The sequence below is a fragment of the Brevibacillus laterosporus DSM 25 genome, from assembly GCF_002706795.1.
GTDB classification, from domain to species: domain Bacteria; phylum Bacillota; class Bacilli; order Brevibacillales; family Brevibacillaceae; genus Brevibacillus_B; species Brevibacillus_B laterosporus.
In genome coordinates this window covers 4344808-4370320 of record NZ_CP017705.1, presented here as the reverse complement: position 1 = coordinate 4370320, position 25513 = coordinate 4344808, and the positions used below count along the sequence as shown (strand labels likewise).

Here is a 25513-nt window from a genome sequence, read left to right as displayed (position 1 = left end):
GTTGTTCGGTATTGCGCTTCCTACTAAACAAAAATGACTAGTTCGTCATTTTCTTCGTCAATCACCGCAACTCAAGGGACTGTTTTCAACTTTATCTTTGCTGTCATTAATTCAATCCCTAAAAGAGTAGTCTGTATATTTATATCCAATTAGCTTTTAGTATTTTGGGGATGAAAACGTTAAATATGGCATCTTTTTTTGTTCCAAATGATCGGTAATTGTGTTTCCCCCCTGAGAAACTCAAAGTTTACTTTTTGTAAAACTACATTCCCTCACCAGAAGAGGAAAAGAAACCTTTTCATAATGTGAATCATCTTTTGGATCGTACCAATACAATCCCTTATCCTTTCACCCCAAGCACTCTACAACTTTCTCGTCAATCTTTCTGTTCATTGGCTTCCTTCTCTTAACTATCAGGATCACTACATAGATTATTAAATAACGAAGGTCAACAGCCAATCGGAGGTTTTTTTATGGTTAACAATGTTGTTGCTTTACTTGACATAGCTGGTAGAACATTCTTTAGCTTTTTGACTCTGTTACTGTTAACGAGAATTTTAGGTAAAAAACAACTTAGTCATCTTACTTTCTTTAATTACGTTACTGGAATTACAATTGGATCAATGGCAGCATCTTCTGCATTCGACAAACACATCAACTTTATTGAAGCTATTTTTTCACTTATCATGTGGTCCTTACTAACTATTCTTGTTGAGTACATTAGTCTAAAATCGAACAAAGCAAGAGTTATACTTGATGGTCAACCCACAATCCTTATTAAAAAAGGAAAAATTATGGCAGACGCTTTAGCCCGGGTTCGGATGAACATGGATGACCTGAGCATGTTGTTGCGTGAAGAACATGTATTTTCAATTAAGGATGTTGCATATGCCATTTTAGAACCTAACGGTCGTCTAAGTGTAATGAAAACAAAGGGCGCTACTAGTGTAACGAGAGAAGATTTGAAGATAAAGAAGGCAGAGGTAACCATTTTCCCTTCAGAATTAATCGTAGATGGTCAGATTGTGGAGAAGAATCTGAAAGAATTTAACCTCAATAAAAAATGGCTACTTCAAGAATTAGACAAGCAAGGGATTACCTCATTAAAGGATGTGGTTTTTGCTGAACTCCAAGAAGATGGTTGTAATTATTGATAAAAAAGGAAACACTCATGAGTATAATTAGTTTTGCTTTGCAGTCTTTTATTGTGATAAACCTTATTTGAATTTCTGTTCAATCCACCTCATCACCTTGGTTACCAAAGTTCCCATGATCTGCTGTTCAATCAGAGTGCTTCCTCCCTGAGAAATTCAGGTTTACTTTTTGTAATTATTTGGACTTTTAGCTTCTATGCATGTGTGCATGACCACTTGGTTACCTTTTTTAGACAATGGATTTTTAATAGACATGATCTCCCTCCACATACGGCGTAATATCCCCACCTTTAGATTATCTAGAGACCCCCATAACATACCTCTAGCTTTACATACATATTCTGGACTATATAAGGGAGGGGACGACGTGAATAACGATACTCGAGAGAATATTTTGTTTGAGCACCGATTCTGGCTACAAATTCTGGGGGATCATTCCCGGTTTATTTTTGAATCATTAGCTCCGAAAGAGCAAGCAGAGATCGAGCGAGCCAACTACTTTATCCACACATTTGACAGATTATTGGAATATGCACGCAATAATCTGTCTGCTGAAGAAATCAATACGCTCAACCAACAGGCAAACAGTGAAACGCAAAACTTACGCCAGTTTAAGCTTCATCTTCTAGAACGACATCTTATTGGTAAAATTTCCATCAGTCTTCCTCCAACTTTTATAAACCATATGGTTAATGAACTGGAAGAATATCAACGAATCCTTGAGGCTTGTCTATCCGATAATTGGCCTCCTACATCTCATCCCCTTTACTATCATCTGGTTTGGCTCTTGGATGCTGTGGGGCATGCTGATACCATCACTTCACACCTAGATATGGTGGAACATGACTACAAGCAAAAAAGCAAGCACTTTGCAAAACAATTTGAACATTTTCATCTCAAAGCAATCGAATTAGCCGGTTACCTGCGGACAAATTTATCAGACTTCCCAGCGCTACATCGTTTTAATCATCAGTCTGAAATGGAAATTCAACTATTTCAGGCCTTTTTGCATGAATTGGAGGAGCTACGATTGAAGGATGAGATATTAGGAACGTTGTCTCCACTTATGGCCGATCATATGTCAAGAGAAGAGTGTTATTATTTGATGAAGCTATCCGAAGTGTCTGAGGTCAAATCACCTGACTGTTATCCAACCAGACCCCGAATTGAATAAAAATTAGGGAGGACAGCCTTTAAAAATAGCTCTAAGTCTATCAGATCCCCTTTTGACCAATAATGTGTGTTTTTAAATCACATTGGATAAATTTTAAAAAATTGGTGAAACCTAGAACATAAAATAGCTAAACGTTAGAAAGAATCAAATCCATTAGGGTGGTGATTATAATGGACTCAAAACAACGTTCCGCAAAGGAAGAACCAACGATAGCTCCAAGTATGAACGGTCATGATCCACTTGAAGAAAAAGCGAGCACTGATGAAGTAGAAAAAGGAGAATATACTTCAGTCACTAAGCTTTTTCTTGATCGCACTCCAAAAGATTAGAAACGGGTAACATATCCGTTTCTTTTTTTGTCCCAATTCGCCACAGTACTACGGCACCAAGGAGTATCATAAAAAATACTTAGTTCTTCTTTATCAGCTTCTTTTGTTTTTAACGTTACTACATCAATTTTTTGATTATCCCAATAGGTTAAAAACTCTAGAACCTCATTTCCAAATGTATAAACATAATTTTCACACGTAGCTGATTCATAGCAATCTTTTACTTCCATTTTATACTCTGTACCATACGTTTTGAGAACCTCTTCCTTTGTTCTTGGCAATTTTTCTCCCTCAAGATACTCCATATAAGAGGTGCTTTTAATTACTTTATCGTTTTGCAAAATAAGCGTATTTGACAGTCCTTTTTTACTTCGATATGCTAATAATTTTGTCTCCCCCTTTTCATCTTCTGATTCAGATTCTTCAATTTGTGATCCTCCTTATTTGATGGCAGTTACATTTCATTATCTACCATCATTTACAAATTTATCGTGATATATCTTTACCTTTTTCATGTAGTAATCCCAATCCCAATATTTCCCTGGATCAGTATGTGTTTGATTCGGGTACTCGCTATGTCCCTTAATGTGCTGTTGGACTTGAGGTCAGTGAAGGTATGCTTATACTCGATAATATAGTGCATAAAATAGTAAGTTTAATAGCTTTCTTTTTCAAAAAAGTAACATCCTTTCTAGTATTCCAAAGAAAATCCTCCATTTTTTCAACGAGTCAGACTTTCATTATGATCTTACGCAGCCTTGATTTCTTGTTGTAAAGTCGCAATATTTCCCTTGAATTATTAAAACTCTCATGATTTTGATATCTTTACTGTACAGTAGAATTTGGACTTAATAACATGTGGATTCAATTTTTCAAGAATATAGCTAGTCAATTACCATCAATGTCATAACCATAAACACTTGGAAGTACTTCTGAAGTTGTTTGTTTCGTGATGTCTAGATCATCGCTACCAAATATTAATATTTCTATTCCGTATCATATGGAGACATGGCATAAGGTGTTGGATTGTGATATGTAACGTGGAAGCAACCTTGCTTTAATCAAACTAAAACTTGCTACTAGGGACGCCATTTACAATCTATTTTCAGTAGAGTAAGTAGTGTTTCATCGAACAACATTGAATATTGTTAAGGATTACACAATATAAAGAGCCCATCATCAGTGATATTACCGCCTACATATTATCTAAAAACTCCACGTGGTTTTCGTTATCTTCAGGAGCTAGCTGAGTTGTAGAACCCTTTAGCAAAGATAGAATGATTAGTTCTCCTTATTGGACACCCATATACCCTGTAAAAAATGACTTGCGACTTTGCACATAAATTACAGATAGGCATACATTGTATGAAGTAAAAAAAGTATTGGAGAGGTGTTCATGATTTATAATCCGTATCATTATAGTCCGCATTATGAAAATTCGTATTATGATAACCCATATAATTATTTAGACGTTCAGCATCGTGTCAACCGGTTCTTTGAACATATAGACGGAACTGGTAGCTCTTTCACTATGAATTCGGGAGATAGATTATCGTACGTGGGAGATCCCTGGAACGACAGGATTTCTTCTGTACGTGTCGCACCTAATACTCTTGTCGTTTTATACGAGCACATAAACTTCAGAGGTAGGAAAAAAATACTTGAAAATTTAAGTAACAGATCCCATCTCTTCAACATTCACAAGGATTTTAATGACATTACTTCATCAATTAAAACGTATCGACTGTGCTAAATAATAAAGGAAGTGCCCCCAGTATCCAGAGACTGAGGGCACTTCCTTACTTGTGTTTTCTATTTATAAACAACGCACCCTTTTTTCTCTAAATCATCCAAGCATTTCGTTAATTTTAAGTTCTTATTCCATCTTAGATCCAGTTTCTCCAGACATTCAAGATTCATCACTGAGCTTGGAATTTCTTGTATATCATTGTCTCTTAAATCTAGTTCGATGAGATTGGTTAATCCACCTATTTCGTCTGGAATTTCTTGTATCTTGTTTTTTCTCAGATTTAATCTTCTTAATTTTTTGAGCTTGCCGATTGATTTCGGTATCCTTTTTAGTTTATTGTCAGCTAATTCTAATATACGAATTTCTTTTAAATCTCCTAAGCTTTCTGGTAAGCTCCTTATATTATTCCCATATAAATGAATTTCTCGTAAACATCCTATAGTAGTTATTGATTCTGGGATATGTTCAAGTTGATTATTATATAACCGCAATTCAATAAGACTTTTTAATCTACCTATATTAGAGGGTAACTTTTTTAATTGATTATCTGTCACGTTTAAATATTTTAGTTGTTGAAGATCACAGATTTGCTCTGGAAGAATTTCAATTTCATTATTACTCAGATAGAGAAAAGAATCCAAATTTCTCAACATTCCTATTTCTTTTGGTAATTCTTTTAATTGATTATGACCTAAGTCAAGCATTTTTAAATTTAATAAGGCTTTAATCCCCTCAGGCAATACTTTAATATTGTTCCCTGCATAATTTAATACTTCTAATTTTTGTTGACTAAAGAGCCTTTCCGGTATTTCATTAATTTTGTTGTCATACATACTTAACTCAATAAGATTATCAGTTTCAAAAACTACTTCTGGTGTTTCAGATAATCCTTTACCATTAAAGTTTAATCTCATTCAACTCTCTCCTATTACTGTCTCTCTATAGAATATTCTGGATCACTTTTTTTGCACAAGTCTTAATGAAATATTAATGATAACACAAGTTGTAGATCATCTTCACTACTCCTGCATAGAAATGAGAATTCAGGTGCAAATTATAGTAAATATTAACAAAGAAACGAATGCAGGTGTTACAATGAATGGTCGTAAATGGTTTATAAAAAGTAAAAATAAAGCTATCAAGGAGACGATTTATGAGAAGACAGATAGCCCAATAACAAAAGACCTAAAAATAAATGAAAGTCACCTCTATTCGCTTTTTGATGAAGCACCTGATCTTAAAGTACACCACATTAAACTAAGTGGAGAAACCAATACAGTACTTACCTACTTAGAAGGATTAGCTGACAAAAGAACCATTCAATTAAATATTATTAGACCTCTTGTGACTGAAATGAAATCTATTGATCAGCTTTGGTCTTCTAATGTGATTTATAGCCACTTAACTTATACTTTCTCATGGTCAGAAATTGAAGCTGCTATCCTTGAGGGTAATAGTATTTTATTTGTTGACGGTGAAGAGAAAGCAATTGTTATAGACTCTCAAGGTTGGCCACAACGTTCTGTGGAAGAACCCCACTCTGAAACGATGCTAAAAGCTAGCCATGAAGGATTTCTTGAAACGGCATCTCAAAATATTGCTCTAATTCGTCGCTTTTTGCCCAACCGAGAACTAAAAATCAAACAATATAAAATAGGAGAAAGGGCAAATATTAAAATTCATCTCGTATATCTAGGTGATGTTACCAATCCTACAATTATAGAAGAACTAGAAAAACGCATTAATAGTTTCACAGTAGATACTTTACTTACTACAGGTGAACTAGAACAATATATTGAAGATGCAACTTTTACCCCGTTTCCGCAATCAATACTTACTGAAAGACCGGATGTTACAGCTATGCATGTTCTTGAAGGAAGAGTAGCCGTTATAGTTGATCGTTCTCCTCGGGTATTAATTACACCAGTCAACTTTCTCTCTTTTTTTCAAACAATTGATGATTACAGCTTACGTTGGTCCCTTGCCCTTTTTGTACGGTTACTACGATTGTTAAGCTTTTTCATCGCGGTTTTTCTACCAGCCTTATATATCGTAGTTATTGCTTTTCATTACGAGGTTCTCCCAATGAATTTGATTTTGTCGATAGGTGAAACAAGAGAAAGGGTTCCTGTATCTCCCTTTTTGGAAGCTATACTTATGGAATTAACACTTGAAATGTTAAGAGAAGCCGGGATCAGACTCCCTTCCACCATTGGACAAACAGTAAGTATCGTAGGGGGAATCGTCATTGGTCAAGCAGCAGTTCAAGCGGGGTTAGTAAGTAACGTCATGGTTATCGTCGTGTCATTAACAGCGATTGCATCCTTTATCATTCCAGTCTTTGATATGGCTTACTCTATTCGTTTAATTCGATTTCCCATGATGATGATTGCCTGGATGTTTGGGATGGTTGGCATCGCTATGGGCTTCATGATTATTCTAGCACATTTAATTACAATGGAATCGATGGGAACTTCTTATGGAACCCCCTTGGCTCCTCTGAAATTTTCTGATTGGAAAGATTCTGTGATACGGAGCCCTCTTCGTTATTTAAACAAGAGGCAGAGCGGCCCTCGTCCCATTCAACGAAACAAAAAATGATGGCATATATCCCATAAGGAGTAGTTATGAGAGCGTACCCAATAACAAACATTTCCCTTATGCAATACATATTTATCATTCATGGGACACAAGTAGGTATTGGTATTCTTACTCTCCCACGTGAATTGACAGAGATTGCGGGAACAGATGGGTGGATCTCCATTTTGTTTGGTGGGGTATGCTCAGTTCTTGCAAGCATACTGATTACGAGTATCATGAAAAAACATCCTGATAAAACCTTATATGAATTACTTCCTATCTATTTGGGACCTTATCTTGGTACTCTTGGAAACGTCCTTGTGTGTTTATATGGTGCATTAGCTACTTTTACGGTTATTTTTACAACCCTTTTTGTTATTAATGTCTGGATTCTAGTTGAAACTCCTAATTACTTAATTTTGGCTGGGTACCTCATTCCTGCTTATATTATTGGTAGTAACAGCATAAAGGCATTAGGGAGATATTCGGAAATTACTTTCTATCTTGCCATCTGGATGCCGATCCTACTTTTAGTTCCTTTGAAAGAAGCAAATGTGTTGCATCTTTTACCAGTATTAAAAGAGGGATGGTGGCCTGTGTTTTCTGCCGTAAAAAATACAATCATATCTTTTTTAGGATTTGAGATGGCATTCTTTTTTTATCCTTATTTAAAATGTAAAAAACAAGCAACAAAAGGCATTATACTTGCAAACCTGATGTCGGTAGTTATGTTTTTACTAATAACCCTGATTAGTTATCTTTTTTTCAGTCCTAACGAAATTAACCAGTATCAGTGGCCTACTTTAACTTTATTAAAGGAGGTAGAATTCCCCTTTCTAGAAAGGTTTGAGATTATTTACTTATCCTTTTATATGTATGTTCTCTCAACCACCTGGTTGCCGTACATCTATGTCACGATCTTAGGTAGCCAAGCCATATTAAAAAGAGGGAATCACAAAAAACACCTTCTCATCGTTCTTTTCCTATTGTTGTTTGCAGCTATTTTTTTCCAACCCTCCTATATGCAAGTATCCCTGTTAGCCAAAGTATGGGGTGACGCTGGACTTATCATTAGTTATGTGTTTCCAGTACTGCTTGGATTTTATATCATACTCCACCATTTTTTTACGAGAAGAAAACCAACTTCATGAGACAAATACTCTATAATTTTTTCATTGTAATTCTTATTGTTGTTTTAACAGGTTGTACTGACAGGATTGATCTAGAAAATGCTACCTTGAGCTTGATTTAGATGAAGATAATCATTTAATGGTGTTTGAGATAAGTCCTATCTTCAGTCGAGAGGCAAAAAGTATCAAAAAGCATCATATGCTTTTACTATTCCAGTGAGAATGTTAGAAGACAACAATAGAAATAAAAAAACATCTCCGTATTAATTAAACCTAAAAAACGTAATATAACTACAAATTATCAATTTGGGGTGCCGCAGTTTGATATTGAGATAAAAGTAGTTGGGAATATAACTGAACGTACATTCCATATGGAACTAGAGAAAGAAGAAAACAAAAGGAAGATTGACACAATGATTGAGAACGAAAGTAATAAAAAGATGGCAACACTAATTAAAAAGCTACAGCGACATCAAGTAGATCCGATAGGTCTTGGTCTTTACGTCAGAGCTTATCACTATAACAAATGAAAAATAAATCTTGGACAGATATCTTTGCAAAATCCTCCATTCGTTTCACTTCACATGTAGAAATAAAGAATATAGGTATAGTTAAATAGGCTTCCAAAACGGGAAGACTACATGTAGATGGTAAATAAGCTCAACAAGGAGTCATTACGTGATGAAAGTAATTTGGATCATTCCTTTATTGGTATTAATGATTTTCTCTGGCTGTACTCAATCTAAAAACAACACATTACCTCCGAAGTCGGAAGGAATTAACAATAGCGCTATACAATCCTCCCGTACACCAAATTTAACGGATGGTAGTGAAGGGGAAACACGTAATCCCCATCCATTAACATTAGCGGATTTACGTGAAAAGTACAAAAGCACCTTTTTGCTGAGAGGATCAGCCTCGAAACGCGAGGTCGCTTTAACCTTCGACGACGCACCAGATGACTGTTTTACCCCTCAGATCCTCGATATATTGAAACAAGAAGGAGTGAGAGCGACATTTTTCGTGGTGGGGAATCGAATCGAAGCCCATCCCGAAATCGTAAAAAGAATGGTCAAGGAAGGTCATATCTTAGGAAACCATTCATACAACCATCCGAATTTCCCTACATTAAGCGACGCAGATTTCCGGGATCAAGTCATCAGAACAGATGAATTGATTTCTTCTTTTACAGGATATAAGCCATCGTTCATCAGAGCTCCTTATGGAAATATAAACGAGGACCAAATTCTATGGTTGGCAAGCCAACATAAAAAAATCATAAATTGGGATGTCGATTCATTAGATTGGAAGGGATTAAGCACAGAGCAGGTCAAAACTAATATTTTAGCACATGTACATCCGGGTTCTATTGTCCTACAGCACGCGGGGGGAGGAATCGGAGAAGATTTATCGGGCACTGTTCATGCACTACCCGAAATCATTAAGAAACTTAGAAACGACGGCGTTAAGCTAGTTACGATCCCCGAGTTACTGGATCTTCCTGCTGGATAAATGAGGAAAATTTGAAACACCATGTAGGAAAACTATATTTCCTACATGGTGTTGAGGGGTTCCCCTACTGTTTGGTAAGATTCTTTTTTACAACTCTTCTCCGTTCGACTGGACAACCTTCTGATACCAATAAAAGCTGTCTTTTCTCTTTCTTTCAAGCGTTCCTTTTCCATAATCGTCTTTTTCAACGTAGATGAAGCCGTAGCGTTTAGACATCTCGGATGATGAGCAGCTGACAATATCAATTGGTCCCCACGGATAGTAGCCGATTACTTCCACACCATCTTTAATTGCTTCTTTTATTTGTTCAATGTGGCGTTTAAGGAATTCAATGCGGTACGGGTCATGAATTTCGCCATTTTCATCGACCTTGTCATACGCTCCAATACCGTTTTCAGTAATCATGATTGGTTTTTGGTAACGATCATAGTACAAATTTAAAGCAGTTCTTAAACCGATCGGATCAATGGACCAGCCCCAATCGCTTGCTTTCAGCTCCGGATTTACATATGCAGAGTTAGGCTTCTTTACACTTTCTGCATCAGAAATTCGTGTGTAGTAATAAGAGAAGCTAAAGAAATCGGCTGTATTTTTGAAATCTTCCTCATCATTTTCTCCGAAATGAATCATAATATTGTTCTCCTCAAAAAAGCGGAACGCATAATTTGGATATTTACCACGCATGAGAATATCAGAGAAATAGTACTCCATTTGGTTGCGTTTTACTGTTGCCAGTACATCTTCTGGCTTACATGTTGCAGGATGTGAAATTGCATCAAACAGCATCATTCCGATTTGCATCTTAGGATTGATTTCTTTCGCTATTTTTGTTGCTCTCGCACATGCAACGAGCTCATTGTGTGCACCTTGGTATTTGGCTTCCAGTAAGTTTTCCACACGATCTGCTGGAATGCCTAGATGATTAAAAGATTCAAACGTAATTAAGTTAATCTGGTTTACGAGAATCCAGTATTTCACTTTGTCTTTATATCGTTTAAATAATACTTCACAGTAGTGAACAAAGAAATCAATCGTTTTCCGGTTATACCATCCATTATATTCGATTGCCAAATGCAACGGCATTTCATAATGGGAAACCGTAATAAGTGGCTCCATTCCATTTTTAATAATCTCATCAATCAGCTTATCGTAGTATCTCAGCCCTTCTTCATTCGGCTCTGTCTCATCGCCTTTCGGAAAAATACGCGACCAGTTGATAGAAGTACGGAACGAATTCATTTTCGTTTCTGCAAGCATGTTTAAATCTTCTTTATAACGGTGATAGAAATCAATCGATGTACGTTTTGGATAGTGACCTTCCTTATCTTCGAGAGCAAACTGAATGTCTTTTGTTGTCAATTCATAATTGCCTTTTTCCTTAATACTCACTTCATCATTAAACTTATTGATATCTGCTACACAGAGTCCTTTTCCGCCTTCCAAATAAGCACCCTCTGCTTGGTTTGCCGCAATCGCGCCTCCCCATAAAAAGTTTGTAGGAAATAAATCCGGATTTTTTCTCAAGTTGCTTGCCTCCTTTATTGGCTCTGTTCATTCATTTTGCTGATGTACCAGGTTTTTTAGCTTGAATATTCCGTTAAATAGTTTCTCCATTTGTTTCAATTACTTTTTTATACCAGTAAAAGCTGTCTTTTTTAATACGTTTTCGCGAGCCATTCCCGTCATTGTCAATATCAACATAGATGAAACCATAGCGTTTTTCCATTTCAGCCGAAGAACAGCTGACGATATCAATCGGTCCCCAAGCACAATATGCGAAAATTTCCACACCGTCTTTAACAGCTTCCTTTACTTGGGCGATATGCTCAGATAGATACGATATACGATAATCATCATGAACCATCCCATCTTCTGGCTTGTCATACATACCAAAACCGTTTTCAGCGATCATGATCGGCACTTGATAGCGATCATAGTATTGGCATAATGCGTTATATAAGCCTTTAGGATCGACAGCCCAGCCCCATGGATTAGCTTTAAGATGCGGGTTTTTACTTAAATCAACAGGGCTCATCCCATTCCTTTTTGCTGAAACCATGGAAGAATAGTAGTATGAGATTGCCAGAAAGTCCATTGTGTTTGCTTTTAAAATAGTGGCGTCCTCTGGCAGTTCATTTATTGAAATATCATTTTCATGAAAGAAACGTCTCATATAGCCAGGGTATTCGCCTCTAAATTGAACATCGGTAAAGTAATACTGTAGACGATTTCTCTTCAGCGCCAGTACAATATCATCTGGATGGCAGCTCTCTGGATAGGCTGTGCAATCAGCCAGCATTGTGCCCATATGAAGTGCAGAACTCAATTCTCGCGCCTTTTTAACAATTCGAGCCGATGCAACCATTTGATTGTGAATAGCTTGATACTTAGCTTCGTCTACATTTTCCACCTGGTCTTTGCAGATCGCAACCGAGTTAAAGGATTCATGATACATTAAATTGATTTGATTGATCACAATCCAATATTTCACTTTGTCTTTGTAACGTTCAAGCAATACTTCTCCATACCGAACGAAAAAATCAATTACTTTACGATTATTCCATCCCCCATATTGAAGGGTAATGTTTAACGGAGTTTCATAGTGAAGCATCGTAATAATTGGCTCCATGCCAAGGCCTCTGATCTCATCAATTAACTTATCGTAGAAAGCAAGTCCTTCTTCGTTTGGCTCTTGGTCATCACCATTAGGAAAAATGCGAGACCAATCAATAGATGTTCGAAATGTTTTAAAGCCCATTTCAGCAAGAAGCTGTAAATCTTCTTTATATGTGTGATAAAAGTCGATCCCATGTCTTTTCGGATAATAACCGACTTTGTCTTCAATTGCTTCTTTCACTTGCGCAAGAGTCATATCAGAATCATGACTTGTAATATCTTGATCACAACGATAACGGTGAACGTCTGCAAGGCTAATTCCTTTTCCGCCAACCCCAAAAGCACCTTCGCATTGATTAGCTGCAACCGCTCCGCCCCATAGAAAATCTTTTGGAAAAGTACCTTCATACGTTCTCATGGTTATGCCTTCTTTCCATCAATTTTTTCATCTATTCTTCTAAAAACGCGAACTAACCGTTTAGCTATTTCATATTCGCTCTTTACTGTCATTAGTGTATCTTGGGCATGAGCAAACAGTAGTGAGAAAATGGCTTCCTCTCCCTGTGCTTCTTTTTGTACGGTTTCTGTTTGTAGCTTATGAGATGCAACGATATCTTTATTTGCATTTTCTAATATTTTCTCAGCACGGTCGTATTCCTCGTCTTCGCAGCATTTTAACGCTTCCATAACATCATTGCGTGCATCACCTGCATGTAAAATCATTTGCATTGATATTAAATACAGCGCTTCTAGTTCTTGTTCTCTGTCAATCATGGTACAATCTCCTTTACTGTTGTTTTGGAATGCTATACCGAATTACATTTCAGGTTCACTTACTTCTAATTCTTTCTTCCTCTCTTGAATATCGTAGGCTTTAAAGAAAGGGAAGAAGATGATAAATGCTACGACGAATAATATCATTGCTAAAACAATAGCTCTCCAATCTTGAGTTGCCAAATATGATGAAATCGGCATTGGCACATACCAAAGCATGAATGTCTTCGCCGGGATACTTACCCAGCCAACATGCAGCACCCAGTACGTAATACTCGGAATAACAATTGCAGTGATCCACATCGGTATCATCAAAAATGGGTTAAAGACAATTGGCGCCCCAAACATTAATGGTTCATTGATGTTAAAGATAGATGGAACGATCGTTGCCTGTCCAATAGCTTTCATTCGCATCGACTTTCCTAGGAAGAACATCATGATAACGAGAGGCAAAGTCGTTCCGATTCCACCCATGCTTGTAAAGGCATAAAGCGTTTCCATAACTGCAATATTGGATGGAGTTCCTCCAGATGCTACTACTTGTGCATTTTCTGCAAGACCTGATAAATAGACGGGATAAATAACCGGCATCATTACCCAGCCGCTAATACCAAAAGTGTACAGGAACGCTGGAATGAAGACAGATAAAACAAAACCAGGATAGCTTTGAACAATACTTGATAATGGTTTAAAGATAGCTAGGATTACTCCAAAGAAATCAATTTTTGCTTGAACACCAATCAGCCATCCCGTCAGCATAATCAGCGTGATCGGTATGAGTGTGTCAAACCAAACAATGATAAAATCCGGAATGGATGAATCCTCCGAGAAAAACGAGAATTTGGAGAATTGAACAAGTACAAATCCAACAAACAAGCCGACAATCAATGACAGGAACATACCAGTTGCTCCAAATCGATCTAGCATGAACTGAATTTGTCCGTTCTCTAAGATGACTGGCGACAATAAGAACAGATAAAGAGCCAGTCCTGTTGCGCCTGCTATTAGCTTTTTATTATCGAGTTTCTTTTTCTCCATAATGAAATATGGGATTAAGAAGGAGACGAATAAGCCTAGCAGACCGAATGTAAATGTATTAATTAAAGAAAAATCAGGGAGCCACGAAAATACACTATTTAATAGACTGACAATCGTAATTAGCGAACCGACAAGGATTAGCGGCAGAATGGTCATAACCGCATCCTGGATCGATGATACCCACGGGTTTTTCGTGATTTTATTAACCCTTGGACTAAACGATTCGTTCATAAAAGTCATTATTTTCTCCATCATGTTATTCACCCGATTCAAGTAGGTTAGTAATAAGGTCGCACGCTTTATTGCCATCTAATGTGCCATAAATGATTTGCGGAATTACAGATACTTTAATCTGATAGTCTCTTACTTTTTGTTTCACTTCATCTTCCATATATTTCAAATGAGGGCCAATTAACAAAACATCGATTTCGTTTAGATACTCTGATAATTGTGACTCGCTTCGAGCTTGTACAGACATTTCCATTCCTCTTTTTTTGCCTGCTTTACGAATAGCGTTTGCCATAAAGCCACTAGAAGCACCTGCTCCACAGATTAACAATACTCTGGTCATTTGAAATTCCCCCTGAATCATTTTTTTGGTTTCGCTTACATGCTTAGTATTGCATTGGTCGAATTTTAAAACCAACAATAAAAGTTCCTATCCATAGGAACGATAATTGACCTCATGTTCCTATTCTCTATCGTTTAAAAAAGCAAATATACTATCCTTTCTACAAAAATCAATTTCTAACTTTTTTTGATAACGATGTGAAAACCTTTAATGAAAGTTCAATAACAGGCCCAACTAAAAAGATACAAAGAATGGTTCCGATACCGTATAAACCACCTAATAAAATTCCCGTAACGACTAAAATCCCATCGATGGTCATTCTTGTTACCTTTATGGTCACGTTTAATCGCGTGGAGAAAAAGAACATAAGGCCTTCTAACGGTCCCATTCCTGTTTTTGTAAATAAAAAAAGACCTGTTCCACACCCATAAATCAAGATGCCAATCAGTGCAATACATATACTGGGTATCGATTGCAGAGATAATGTAGCCTTCGCGTCCATTGCGAGAAACAAGTTAATGCAATAACCACATCCAATACTGAAAATAAGACTACCCACACCAAAAAACTTGCGATTTAGAAAATAATTGATGACTAAAAAGGTCAGACTAAAGATCTGACTTGCTGTTCCAAACCGAATCGGAATAAAATGTAGTCCACCCAATAAGAACGTACTAATGGGATCTACTCCTAATTCCGCCAGCAAAACCAGTGAAATCCCGAAAGCTGTCACAACTGTGCTAATGACAACAAGTGTATAATTCATTACTTTTTTACTCATTTTCATAGTTCCCTCATTTGAACGTTCATTTGTATGAAAGTATTTCATCTTTCCTATGAAGGAACCAACTAAAAAAAGTTCCTATCTGTAGGAACTTTTTTTAGTCGAATGCATATTATTCTTTTTTTATAATAAAAATGAGGAACCCTATATCTTTCATATAAGGAGCTCTGTTATGAAAAATGATCGTAAAGAAGCCTTCATTCAATACCTAGCATCTAAAAATGATTGGTGCACAGCCACAAGCTTGGCAAATTATTTTAAAGTGTCCACAAGAACCATTAGAAAATATGCTAACGAAATTAACCAAGATCAAATCATTATCGCTTCCTCTCCGCAAGGGTATCAGCTAGTAAGCAGAAATACAGTAAAAACAGAGGATAATCACACTTCCCCTATGGACCGTATGAAAGTCATATTGAAAGAATTAATTCTACACTCGGAAGGACTAAATATCTTTGATCTTGGTGAAAGACTTTTTTTAAGTGTTTCTTCAATTGAAAATGACATCGTTCATGCAAATAAAATTATTAAGCCTTATCAATTAAAAATCCGCCATAAGAAAGACATTCTCATTTTAACAGGCGAAGAGAGAAATAAGCGAAGATTAATGAGTTTTATTATCTCACAAGAAACTTCCAATGAATTTTTAAGCTTAAAAGCTGTTCAAGATTCTTTTCCAGATTATGATGTTTCTTTACTAAAAAATGAAATCGTTTCCACCCTTGGAGAACATAATTTGTATGTAAACGATTACATTATGAATAATATTCTCCTCCACCTTGTTATTACCGTGGACCGAATAAAAAATAACAACTCAGTTCTTCAAACAACTGATCTCCACAAATTAAAAAGCAATCTTGAAACAAAAGCAGCCAATAAAATCGCTGACTTTCTGGAGACAAAATATAGTATCCGCTTTAATGAATCGGAACGCTATAATTTTATTTTGCTTTTATCAAGTAAAACGACATTGCTTAATTATCAATCATTAACGCCTAGCTCTTTAAATCATTACGTCGATGAGCATTATGTGAACCTCTCTAAGAAATTGTTAGAGAAAGTGCATGAACGCTACTTTATTGAAATCTTTGATGATGAATTTTTTGTCAATTTTACGCTTCATATACGTAATTTAATTTTTCGGGCAAAGAATGAGCAAATGGCTAAAAATCCTCTAACGCATAAATTAAAGCATTCCTATCCACTCATTTATGAACTGGCTGTCTTTATATCGAATCAAATTCAATTGATGGAGAGCATTCATATTAATGAGGATGAAATTTCTTACATTGCCTTTCATATCGGTTCTTACTTTGAACGAAAGGTAAACTTAGAAAAGAAGATTTTATGTGCAGTTATTTGCCCGAGTTACTATGATATGCAAGTACAGCTCATCCAAAAGCTAGAAAAGAAATTTCATGATTCTTTAGAGATAATTAAAGTTTCATCTGATTCAAGTGAGCTTTCTTTACTCGAGGAAATAGACTTAATCATTAGCACACTGCCTTTACAGAAGGAACAAATTCCGTCTGTATTTGTTCATCCTTACCTGACAGAAGAGGATTATGAATACATTCAAAGTCAAATAAACAAACTAAATAAGCAAAAAAAAATACGCAAAGTAAAACAATATCTGGATTTATATTTTGACGAAGAATTATTTATGAAGAATGTGTATCTCGACAGCGATGAAGCCTATATCGCATTCATGTCAAAACTGCTTTATGAGAAAGGCTATGTGTCCCAAGACTATGGAAAGTCTGTGCTTGAGAGAGAACGAATGTCCTCCACTGCCTTTAATAACAACGTAGCTGTTCCTCATTCCATGCATATGGATGCTGCAAAGACAGGCATATGCATTATCATTCTAGACCGCCCGGTAAGTTGGGGAAAAGAGAAAGTGCAAGCCATTGTGATGATTTCAATTAATAAACAGCAGCGCGAATTATTCAGTCCCTTTTTCGAAGGCGTTATCAACATTCTATCGGAATGGAAAAACGTCAATGAGCTAATTAAAGCCAAGGATTATGATGATTTTATGGACAAGATGACGAGGCTATTAAATGAGAGCTAACGAAACGTTAGTAGTCAAGTAGATAATCTCTTTACCTTGGGCTAATTTCCACTTTGTTTTCTATGTAATCAGTTCAAACGGGTTTATTCTTTTACTATTTTATTGGGTCATCTTAGGAGTGGTAACATCCTAAGAAAACCTCTGCTTCTATGAAAAGAACCGTTCTTCTAAAAAAGAAATGTCCACTACTACCTGTTTATCAGGATTTAGTGGACATTTCTGCTGAATGCAATCATATAGCCGTGGATACGTTTTTATTTCCACTCATTTTTTTAGTGATAGTGTAAAAACAGTCTTCTTTCTAACACTCTCAGTCAACCGGAGATCGCCACCAAGTGCCCTTGCCAGCATTTTGCTAAAAGGTAATCCTAGTCCGAGTCCCCTTACCTTATGTTTTTTCTCTTCCCCGCGATAAAATCGTTCGAAAATATCTGCCTTCTCTGTTTCTGGTATACCAATGCCGTTATCTTGTACATTAATATGAAAATCTTCTTCTTGGTGTAATAGAGTGACTTGAATGATTCCACTTGGTCCCGTCGCTTGTTTTGCGTTATTTAATAGGTTGTATAAAATTTGCTGAATTCGTAGTGGGTCCGTGTCAATCCAAATCTCTTGTTCAGGAGTATACGTTTGAAGCGAAAGTGAATTTCCTTCTTGTCCTATCAACCACTGATGCGTGATCTCTTGCACGAGATGATTCAAATTCTGTGGTTGTTTCGTAACATTGATACCTCCAACCGAAAAAGAATTGAAATCTAATAAATCCTCCACCATTTTTTGCAAACGAAAAATCTCTTTTGAACAAACCTCCAGAAATTCTTTGGCTACTTCACCTGTGACTACTTCATCCTTGACTGCTTGTAGTAATCCACTAATGGATGTGACTGGCGTTTTTAGCTCATGAGTAACTCCCGCAAGCAGTTCCGTTCGCATCATTTCTAACTGCCGAAGCCGATCCGCCATATCTTTGAATGACTGAATAAGTTCGTAGATTTCCTTTTCTTTGATATCCTTTTTCAGATTAATATCATAGTGTCCCGTCACAATCTCTTTTGCTGCATCTGCAACATCCTTCACAGGTTCCGATAATTTTTTAGTCAAATAATAAATAACAATCCACCCTAGCACTCCAAGACCTGTTAACATAATAAATAATTGTTGCATCGCTTCTTCACTATGATCCATTTCTTTTTTCGGGGAAAAGAGAAGTATCCAGCCCAGCGTTTTGTCCCCGCTCTCTATCTTCTGGGTAAGAAAGAATACTTTTTCTCCCGAACGCATCTGCATTTCTTGCACAGATTGACTTTTCTCCCAATCAGGTGAGAGTCGTGGGAGTATATCGTCAATAAAAGGACTTGGTGCGGTTGTGGATGTGTGAAGGATGACACGCTTCTGTTCATCTAAGATGAGCACCATGGGCTTAAATCCTTTCATGAAGCGTTGACGATTATCTAATATTCGTGGCAAAAAAGAGGGTATCGATACTTTCCCGTCCGCTGTAACAATTTGCTCAGAAATGTCTATTGCCAGGTATTTCATGACGTCAAGCCGTTTTTGCGTTTCATTGTAGCGTATCCACATACTAGATAAGAGGCCAATGACGATAAGGCCAACACATATAGTGAGTACATAACGAGTTGTCCAATAGGTTAATAGCGTCTTACGCTCTTTATTTTTCATTGACACAGAATCGATACCCCAATTCCCGTAGTGTCCGAATCTCGCTTGCACCGATTGGCCAATTTTGCCAGGTTCTTCTGATCCGTTTCATCTCTTGATCAACAGCACGATCACTACCCTCATAATAATCATCAGTCCCCTGATGGAATCCAGTTATTTTCTGGTTCAGTCGTCTACACACTGTTAATATGATGACGCAACGACTACTTATGGTACATATATACTTCAGTACCTTCCACTCACTCTTCCCTGATAGCATATCGTCCAACAAGATCAGAAAAGGTGACATACATTTGAAGATTGTTTGCATCATATGTTCACTTCCAACTATATAACGTTAGGGATCTATCAAAAACCAAATCGAAGGGAACATGAAAGTGCATTTTGGCAGTTGCCATCACTTTTCAACTACTTACACGTTTCAATCAATCAGCCTTTGCTTCAAAGGTTTTTTTACTTTTCATTTTCTCTAACAACTCCTGTAGCAGTTTGTTCACTGTATCAGCATCATCCGCATCAGCGGCTATTTTAATCTGTTCCATGATATTTTCTTTATCTTCAAATTCCTTACCTTTGAACGTAAACTTGTCAAAGCCTTTCACACCAAGCTTCTCATTGGCTTGTTCTTGAGTTAACGTACCATTCTTCACTTGTTCACGAATTTCATCTAGCTTTTTCTTCGTTGCTTCATCCACTTTTACTTTCATTTTTTCCTGCTGCTCAAAAAGCTGCTGGAAATCATCAGCTAAATCAGGATTGTATTTGTTGATAATTTGCATTAATTCTTGCTGATTGGTTTGTCTATCCTCAGGTGAATCGTATACGAGTTTTTGATGAATGGCTTGCTCTACATTTGTTGCTTCTACGTTTGTATTCGTTGCCGCAAAGGCTGCTGTTGGTGAAAAGACTGCTAGTGCTAAAGCTCCAATCATCCATTTTGATACTTTTTTATTCATTCGAATCAATCTCCTTCGTAGCTTGTTCTGCAAGAATGCTTCTTACAAGTACTAATCTACTAGGGACGTATGTCAGAGGAATGTCCACCTCAAAGAAAAGTTGTAGGAAAGATAAGGAAATCCAATCACTGAGTGCTTAACATTCCTTATGAAAAATAATTGAATGGCATATTGAAATACAGATATGGCATTTTAAATGACTTTTTAATGGAACTCTCTGCAATTACCAATCTATATGCCCGTTGTCCTCGTCAATTTGACATCATCTCCAGTTTCTTCTTTTACTTCTCTATGTCTAGCATATAGTTCTTTAAATAAATGAACTACCACTTAGAAAATACTTTGTTTTCTTGAGGTTGTAGAGCTTGAAGAACAAGCTGATTTTGACCGCCAACATTCGAAGCATTGCAAAGAATATAAAAGATGGGGCTACGTTTAGGATTACGACAAGCATTTCGGTTTAGGGAAAGATCTTGCAGTTTTTGCATTGAAAAAGAGACGTGTCCTCAATGGGGGGAGAATTCGCGATGGGTAAAGATTATGTGATTGATAAACATGGTCAATCATACGGTTTTGATGAAAAGCAAACAGCCACCTAATCTAAACAATAGGTGACTGACTGTTTTTACTTACTTGACTGCTTGATATAAAGATTTGGGTTTATAGCTTCATCTTGTTTAAACACAGTAAAATGCAATTGATTTTCGGCTGTTCAGACGATCCCACTTCAGCAATTTTTTGACCTTTTTTACAGTATCTCCTACTTTGACAAGAAAAGTTCCTGGATTAATGTGCCCATAAAGGGTGGTGAGCTCTGAATTATGTTTGATAATATCGTTTGTCCAAACCCTTTTAAATTACTTGCCACAATAACAATACCATCATTTGCGGCAACAATAGAAGTTCCTTTTGGAGTAGCATAATCAATACCATTATGGACAGTTATTGCCTTGGTTTCAGGATCGATTTTCTCACTAAATTCGGCAGAAACTCGATATTGATCGGTTGCCAGAGGGAATTGCAACGAAAATTTCGTTTCTTCTGTTTTTGTTTTACTAGATTGTGTTGGGTTACTTGCCTCCGAGGCAAATGCTGTTGGTGTTACACTTATAGTTAAAGCCAATAAGCTTAATAAAATTCTTTTTTTCATAAAATCCTCCCCTTGCTATTGTAGGACTCCTGTTAGGTAATTTTAGGGGTAACCTCATGAAAATGCCAATTTACAACGCTACATATATTCCAGAGCGATTACCCCGTTTTCACCTACTATTTAGTGAAATTTCATCAATGTTTCCTTTTAATATTTTATGAATGTGATGTTAATGGAAATAAAAAATGTTTAGGTAGATCTTTTAGTAACGGTCGAACGAACAGCGTATCGTCGCTCTCTGTTATTAACTCAGTATGAATATTATTTCTTTTGAAATCGGGGGTAAAATAAAATCTAATTGTCTTTGTTTCAGCAGAAATCATACGATCTAGAATCGAATCTATTTCAACTCTTTTATTGCTAATTATATCAAAAATATGAAGCTGAGCATTTTCTTGTTTACATATAACAATCACATCCTCCTCTTCGATATAATAAATCGCATCATTAAAGGCTACGATAGAGTAAAACATTAATAGGTGCTCATTATTTTTCACTCCTAATATTGATGATACAGGAAGCCTTTCACGAGCAAATTTTTCTATCATTTCGAAATCAGTCGGATTCTCAGTATCTAAAGCACGCACAGTACCTGAATGTATTGGTAGCTTTTTTAGATCGGTTACTTTCAAATAAAACCGACTTTCTTGTAATTTTTCAAATCCAAACTTGGGATAAAACTCTAAAACTGTTTCATTTGCGAACAAGTAGATGAAGTCGTATTCTTTTTCATATTTATCAATAATGTAGTGCATTAGTTTCCCAGACAAACCTTGGTTACGATAATCAGGATGCGTCATAACAGTACCAACTTGGATCGCTTTATATTCTTTCCCGTTAGAAACAACTGTCATTTTGTTTATGGAGGTATTTGCAATCACTTTATCTCCATCAATGAATGAATAACAAATATAGTTATCATTCCAACACCCTTTTTTGTACCATTTCTTAAAATCAATCTCAAAGATAGTTTTAGCTAATTCATTGAAGCTCTCTTTATATTTTTCGATATGCTTATAGTCACTAACTAATTGATACTCATTCATAATAAAACCTCTCTTCCTTATGTTTTTGATATATAATTTAAAGCTAAAGCTTTATTACCATTTGACTCACCTCTCAAAGTAGACACAAAAAAGACTATAAGAAGAATAAACTTCTCATAGTCAAATGTAAGTCATTTATGAATAAACCTATTCCCACAGGGGGAAATAGAAACTAACTTATAATTTGTTTTGATGAGATATAATGTCTTCTAATCGCTATTTGTAAAAAGCATACGAAATAAAATTAAGATAGGATCCTTAATTCACTTTTTACAATATTAAATTCTGTTTGAATTTAAATTAGCAATTAATAAGTTTCATCATATAACATCAAAACCTCTTTCCGTAGTAATATTGAAGTAACTATACATTATTTTACAAAGGTTGTAAATCAGTAATTAGTTAGATACTGTTTGTTTGTTCAAAAACCAAGCGAGCAAAGCAATATCCACCTTTTCTGTATCCTTCTTCATAAGGTGCAATAAAATTACTTTCCTATGTAGGCATGAAAGGACACTTGTTACCCAATGCTATTTTTTCGCTCCTTGATCCAAGTCAAAGCCATTCACACCAAACTTTTCATTAACTTCTTCCTGAGTTAATGTACCATTCTTCATTTGTTCACTTAACTCATCTAGCTCTTTCTTCGTTGCTTCATCCTTGTGTTTCCTTCATTTCCTGTTGTTCAATGCCGTTAATACCAAGCTTCTCAAAGGCATCTTCCTGAGTTAGTACAAAAACCACGGTTGGTATTAAGATTGCTAGTACCAATGCCCCAATAATTCCTTTTACTGCTTTTTTATTCACTCGAATCAAGGCTCCTTCATAAGTTTATTTTGCTAGAATAACTTCTAACATGCATTAATCTACTTTGGGAGTATGTCAGAGGAATGTCCACCGTAAGGAAATGTTGTGGGATGTTAACGCTTTCTCCAATGGGTAGTACTGTATATGTTTTGGGGTGTGTATTTTGATTTTGCAAACTCTAAACCTGCTTACGTTATCAGTAGCAACCTTCAACCAAAGAGCGAAAAAGGTAAATAGAAAAATCGGATTTAAAGAGGTTCATACTTTTATACAGGATACAAATGGAGGTAGTTTCGAATTTCTAAAAATGACTTACGAATGTTACGAGAGATAGGTAAGCAGGCAGCATATATTACCAAATTATGATATAATGAAAATATCATAAAAGTTTGGCAAATGGGTGATTGCTAGTCCCCTATGACTAGAAGGTCAAAGTACGGTAACATTGAAATGGTTAGTTACTGACTATATTGATCATATGAACTATCATTTGAAACAAATATTTGTTGAGTAAGCAAATTAAACAACTAATGTAAAGCTGCCCTAGAACCGGGGCAGCTTTTTTTGCTAAACGACATTACTTGTAATGCAAGTGCATTGATTCCCTTCGAGTTACTCATTAGTTGCGGCAGATTGATTCAAGCCAAAAATCTCAATGGCTTGCTCTCTCAGCTTATATTTTTGAATTTTACCTGAGGCTGTCATTGGATACTCATTGACAATTTGTACATAATACGGAACCTTAAAGCGAGCAATTTTCCCCTGGCAGAAGTCTTTTAGCTCATTTGATGTTAAGTGTTCTCCCTCCTTTACTTTAACGCATGCCAATACTTGTTCGCCATAGCGGGGATCGGGAACACCAATAACTTGTACATCCAGCACTTTAGGATGAGTATACAAAAACTCTTCAATCTCACGAGGATAAATATTCTCTCCTCCGCGAATGATCATATCCTTCAAACGCCCAGTGATCCGATAGTATCCGAATTCATCAACGGTGGCTAAGTCTCCTGTATGGAGCCAGCCTTCAGAATCTATCGCCTGAGCTGTCTGTTCGGGCATCTTATAATACCCTTTCATAACTTGATAGCCTCGCGTACATAATTCACCCTGTTCGCCTCTAGCCACTTCTTCTCCTGTTCCCGGCTTCATTAGCTTAATTTCTACTGGATCATGCTTACGACCTACTGTTGAAACACGAAGCTCGATGCTATCATCTACTCTAGTCTGAGTTACGACTGGCGATGATTCAGTTTGCCCATATGCAATCGTAATATCACGAATACCCATGTTATCTACTACATTTTTCATTACTTCTTCTGGACATGGAGAGCCGGCCATGATCCCCGTGCGTAATGAGCTTACATCATATTGCGAAAAAGTGGGGTCATTCAGCTCAGCAATAAACATAGTTGGTACTCCATATAGAGCGGTACACCTCACCTTAGAAACCACTTCCAAGACTACCTTGGGCTGAAAGGTAATAACTGGCACCATTGTAGCTCCCGTAGCTACGCAGGCTAATGTTCCCATTACACAGCCGAAGCAATGGAAAAATGGCACTGGAATGCAAACTCGATCTTGTTGTTGCAAATTTTGACAACTAGCTACTTGAATTGCATTGTTAATAATATTGTTATGGCTAAGCATGACACCTTTTGGAAAGCCTGTCGTACCTGAGGTGTACTGCATATTAACTACATGGTCGGGATGAATAGTCTTCTGACGTGCTATCTGTTCTTCTTCCGTCACCCGTTTTGCTAAGTCATAGAAGTCTGTAAATAAATACATGCCTGGTTGACGCTTTTCTCCCAGATAAATGACCCGGCGTAATTGAGGAAGACGCTCCGCTTGTAGTTCTCCAGGTGTAGCATCTTGTAATTCCGGACAAATTTCGTGCAACATGTCAACATAGGAAACATCCTTAAACTGATCGATTAATAGTAAAGTTGTAGCATCTGATTGATGCAACAAATATTCCAGCTCATGTGTACGGTAGCTTGTATTTACGGTCACGAGCACACCACCCATTTTAGCAGTGGCAAACTGAGTTAATACCCACTCTGGAACATTATTAGCCCAAATTGCTATATGTTCACCCGGCTTTATACCCAAGGCCATAAATCCCCTGGCTACTTGATTGCATACCAGCTGAAACTCCCGATATGTATAGGTAAGTCCAAGCTCATGATAAATAATGGCTTCCTTGTCAGGAAACATGCCTACTGTCTCATCTAATAAATCCCCCATCGTAATGGAACGTAGATCAGCCACTTTATCGACCTCCTAGTTGTATTAATCAGAATATTCCATTAAGACATCGGTTTTCCTGCTACATATTCATACACATTTATATACAATGGTGGTTATATATAGCAAAAAGACCCC

The 25513-nt window shown here is 36.6% G+C and carries 24 protein-coding genes and 1 pseudogene; 10 read left to right on the top strand and 15 right to left on the bottom strand.

Annotation, left to right across the window (positions count from 1 at the left end; translation table 11 throughout):
* Nucleotides 1–473 precede the first annotated feature (473 nt).
* From BrL25_RS20935 to BrL25_RS25295, 3 genes are all read left to right on the top strand, one after another.
* Nucleotides 474–1154: a YetF domain-containing protein gene (locus BrL25_RS20935; RefSeq protein WP_018670010.1), complete on the top strand. Its 681-nt coding sequence runs from the start codon at nt 474–476 to the stop codon at nt 1152–1154.
* A 367-nt stretch (nt 1155–1521) separates the two neighbouring features.
* Nucleotides 1522–2328, top strand: coding sequence for a DUF2935 domain-containing protein (locus tag BrL25_RS20930; protein WP_018670011.1), 807 nt, complete (start codon nt 1522–1524; stop codon nt 2326–2328).
* Nucleotides 2329–2498: 170 nt separating this feature from the next.
* The gene (locus tag BrL25_RS25295) at nt 2499–2657 is read left to right on the top strand and encodes a hypothetical protein (protein ID WP_018670012.1); all 159 of its coding nucleotides are present in this window, start codon (nt 2499–2501) and stop codon (nt 2655–2657) included.
* On the opposite strand, the gene BrL25_RS25880 is transcribed toward BrL25_RS25295, so the two are convergent.
* Nucleotides 2654–2938 carry a hypothetical protein gene (locus BrL25_RS25880; protein WP_236847707.1) on the bottom strand — a complete coding sequence of 95 codons (285 nt, stop codon included), beginning with the start codon at nt 2936–2938 and terminating at the stop codon, nt 2654–2656. The genes BrL25_RS25295 and BrL25_RS25880 overlap by 4 nt on opposite strands.
* 1115 nt (nt 2939–4053) lie before the next feature.
* Here BrL25_RS25880 and BrL25_RS26405 point away from each other — a divergent pair.
* The gene (locus tag BrL25_RS26405; protein WP_081621575.1) at nt 4054–4410 is read left to right on the top strand and encodes a beta/gamma crystallin domain-containing protein; all 357 of its coding nucleotides are present in this window, start codon (nt 4054–4056) and stop codon (nt 4408–4410) included.
* Between the two features lie 59 nt (nt 4411–4469).
* Here the strand turns inward: BrL25_RS26405 and BrL25_RS20910 are convergent, their stop codons facing one another.
* Nucleotides 4470–5321, bottom strand: a complete 852-nt coding sequence (locus BrL25_RS20910) for a leucine-rich repeat domain-containing protein (RefSeq protein WP_018670014.1) — start codon at nt 5319–5321, stop codon at nt 4470–4472.
* A gap of 181 nt (nt 5322–5502) precedes the next feature.
* On the opposite strand from BrL25_RS20910, the gene BrL25_RS20905 reads away from it, so the two are divergent.
* From BrL25_RS20905 to BrL25_RS20890, 4 genes are all read left to right on the top strand, one after another.
* Nucleotides 5503–7008, top strand: coding sequence for a spore germination protein (locus BrL25_RS20905; protein ID WP_026315008.1), 1506 nt, complete (start codon nt 5503–5505; stop codon nt 7006–7008).
* Between the two features lie 26 nt (nt 7009–7034).
* Nucleotides 7035–8138, top strand: coding sequence for a GerAB/ArcD/ProY family transporter (locus tag BrL25_RS20900; RefSeq protein WP_018670016.1), 1104 nt, complete (start codon nt 7035–7037; stop codon nt 8136–8138).
* A gap of 233 nt (nt 8139–8371) precedes the next feature.
* Nucleotides 8372–8647 (top strand): Ger(x)C family spore germination C-terminal domain-containing protein, encoded by a 276-nt coding sequence (locus BrL25_RS20895; RefSeq protein ID WP_081621576.1) that lies wholly within the window; start codon nt 8372–8374, stop codon nt 8645–8647.
* A gap of 151 nt (nt 8648–8798) precedes the next feature.
* Nucleotides 8799–9629, top strand: coding sequence for a polysaccharide deacetylase family protein (locus BrL25_RS20890; RefSeq protein WP_018670018.1), 831 nt, complete (start codon nt 8799–8801; stop codon nt 9627–9629).
* Nucleotides 9630–9716: 87 nt separating this feature from the next.
* On the opposite strand, the gene BrL25_RS20885 is transcribed toward BrL25_RS20890, so the two are convergent.
* The 6 genes from BrL25_RS20885 to BrL25_RS20860 all read right to left on the bottom strand — a co-directional run bounded on the left by BrL25_RS20885 (nt 9717) and on the right by BrL25_RS20860 (nt 15415).
* Complete coding sequence (locus tag BrL25_RS20885) at nt 9717–11153, bottom strand: glycoside hydrolase family 1 protein (protein ID WP_018670019.1); 1437 nt, start codon at nt 11151–11153, stop codon at nt 9717–9719.
* Nucleotides 11154–11226: 73 nt separating this feature from the next.
* Nucleotides 11227–12663: a glycoside hydrolase family 1 protein gene (locus BrL25_RS20880; RefSeq protein ID WP_018670020.1), complete on the bottom strand. Its 1437-nt coding sequence runs from the start codon at nt 12661–12663 to the stop codon at nt 11227–11229.
* A 2-nt stretch (nt 12664–12665) separates the two neighbouring features.
* Nucleotides 12666–13019: a PTS lactose/cellobiose transporter subunit IIA gene (locus BrL25_RS20875; RefSeq protein WP_018670021.1), complete on the bottom strand. Its 354-nt coding sequence runs from the start codon at nt 13017–13019 to the stop codon at nt 12666–12668.
* Between the two features lie 42 nt (nt 13020–13061).
* The gene (locus BrL25_RS20870; RefSeq protein WP_081621577.1) at nt 13062–14312 is read right to left on the bottom strand and encodes a PTS sugar transporter subunit IIC; all 1251 of its coding nucleotides are present in this window, start codon (nt 14310–14312) and stop codon (nt 13062–13064) included.
* A gap of 1 nt (nt 14313) precedes the next feature.
* A complete protein-coding gene (locus BrL25_RS20865; protein WP_018670023.1) occupies nt 14314–14628 on the bottom strand; it encodes a PTS sugar transporter subunit IIB in 315 nt (104 codons plus the stop codon).
* Nucleotides 14629–14797: 169 nt separating this feature from the next.
* Nucleotides 14798–15415: a YczE/YyaS/YitT family protein gene (locus BrL25_RS20860; RefSeq protein ID WP_018670024.1), complete on the bottom strand. Its 618-nt coding sequence runs from the start codon at nt 15413–15415 to the stop codon at nt 14798–14800.
* A 169-nt stretch (nt 15416–15584) separates the two neighbouring features.
* On the opposite strand from BrL25_RS20860, the gene BrL25_RS20855 reads away from it, so the two are divergent.
* Nucleotides 15585–17486 (top strand): BglG family transcription antiterminator, encoded by a 1902-nt coding sequence (locus tag BrL25_RS20855; RefSeq protein WP_018670025.1) that lies wholly within the window; start codon nt 15585–15587, stop codon nt 17484–17486.
* A gap of 264 nt (nt 17487–17750) precedes the next feature.
* On the opposite strand, the gene BrL25_RS20850 is transcribed toward BrL25_RS20855, so the two are convergent.
* The 6 genes from BrL25_RS20850 to BrL25_RS24940 all read right to left on the bottom strand — a co-directional run bounded on the left by BrL25_RS20850 (nt 17751) and on the right by BrL25_RS24940 (nt 23125).
* The gene (locus BrL25_RS20850; RefSeq protein ID WP_018670026.1) at nt 17751–19166 is read right to left on the bottom strand and encodes a HAMP domain-containing sensor histidine kinase; all 1416 of its coding nucleotides are present in this window, start codon (nt 19164–19166) and stop codon (nt 17751–17753) included.
* Nucleotides 19156–19479 carry a DNA-binding response regulator gene (locus BrL25_RS20845; RefSeq protein WP_018670027.1) on the bottom strand — a complete coding sequence of 108 codons (324 nt, stop codon included), beginning with the start codon at nt 19477–19479 and terminating at the stop codon, nt 19156–19158. Before BrL25_RS20845 ends, BrL25_RS20850 begins: the two co-directional genes overlap by 11 nt.
* A gap of 112 nt (nt 19480–19591) precedes the next feature.
* The gene (locus tag BrL25_RS20840; protein WP_018670028.1) at nt 19592–20122 is read right to left on the bottom strand and encodes a hypothetical protein; all 531 of its coding nucleotides are present in this window, start codon (nt 20120–20122) and stop codon (nt 19592–19594) included.
* 760 nt (nt 20123–20882) lie between these two features.
* On the bottom strand, nt 20883–21272 hold the full coding sequence (locus BrL25_RS20835; protein ID WP_236847709.1) for a M23 family metallopeptidase: 390 nt from the start codon (nt 21270–21272) through the stop codon (nt 20883–20885).
* A 155-nt stretch (nt 21273–21427) separates the two neighbouring features.
* The gene (locus tag BrL25_RS20830) at nt 21428–22318 is read right to left on the bottom strand and encodes a GNAT family N-acetyltransferase (RefSeq protein WP_018670030.1); all 891 of its coding nucleotides are present in this window, start codon (nt 22316–22318) and stop codon (nt 21428–21430) included.
* A 654-nt stretch (nt 22319–22972) separates the two neighbouring features.
* Nucleotides 22973–23125 (bottom strand): hypothetical protein, encoded by a 153-nt coding sequence (locus BrL25_RS24940; protein WP_018670031.1) that lies wholly within the window; start codon nt 23123–23125, stop codon nt 22973–22975.
* 187 nt (nt 23126–23312) lie between these two features.
* On the opposite strand from BrL25_RS24940, the pseudogene BrL25_RS25870 reads away from it, so the two are divergent.
* A pseudogene (locus BrL25_RS25870) lies at nt 23313–23459 on the top strand (GNAT family N-acetyltransferase); the annotation flags it as partial.
* Between the two features lie 278 nt (nt 23460–23737).
* Here BrL25_RS25870 and BrL25_RS20820 read toward each other — a convergent pair.
* Complete coding sequence (locus tag BrL25_RS20820) at nt 23738–25375, bottom strand: AMP-binding protein (RefSeq protein WP_035311855.1); 1638 nt, start codon at nt 25373–25375, stop codon at nt 23738–23740.
* Between the last annotated feature and the right edge of the window lie 138 nt (nt 25376–25513).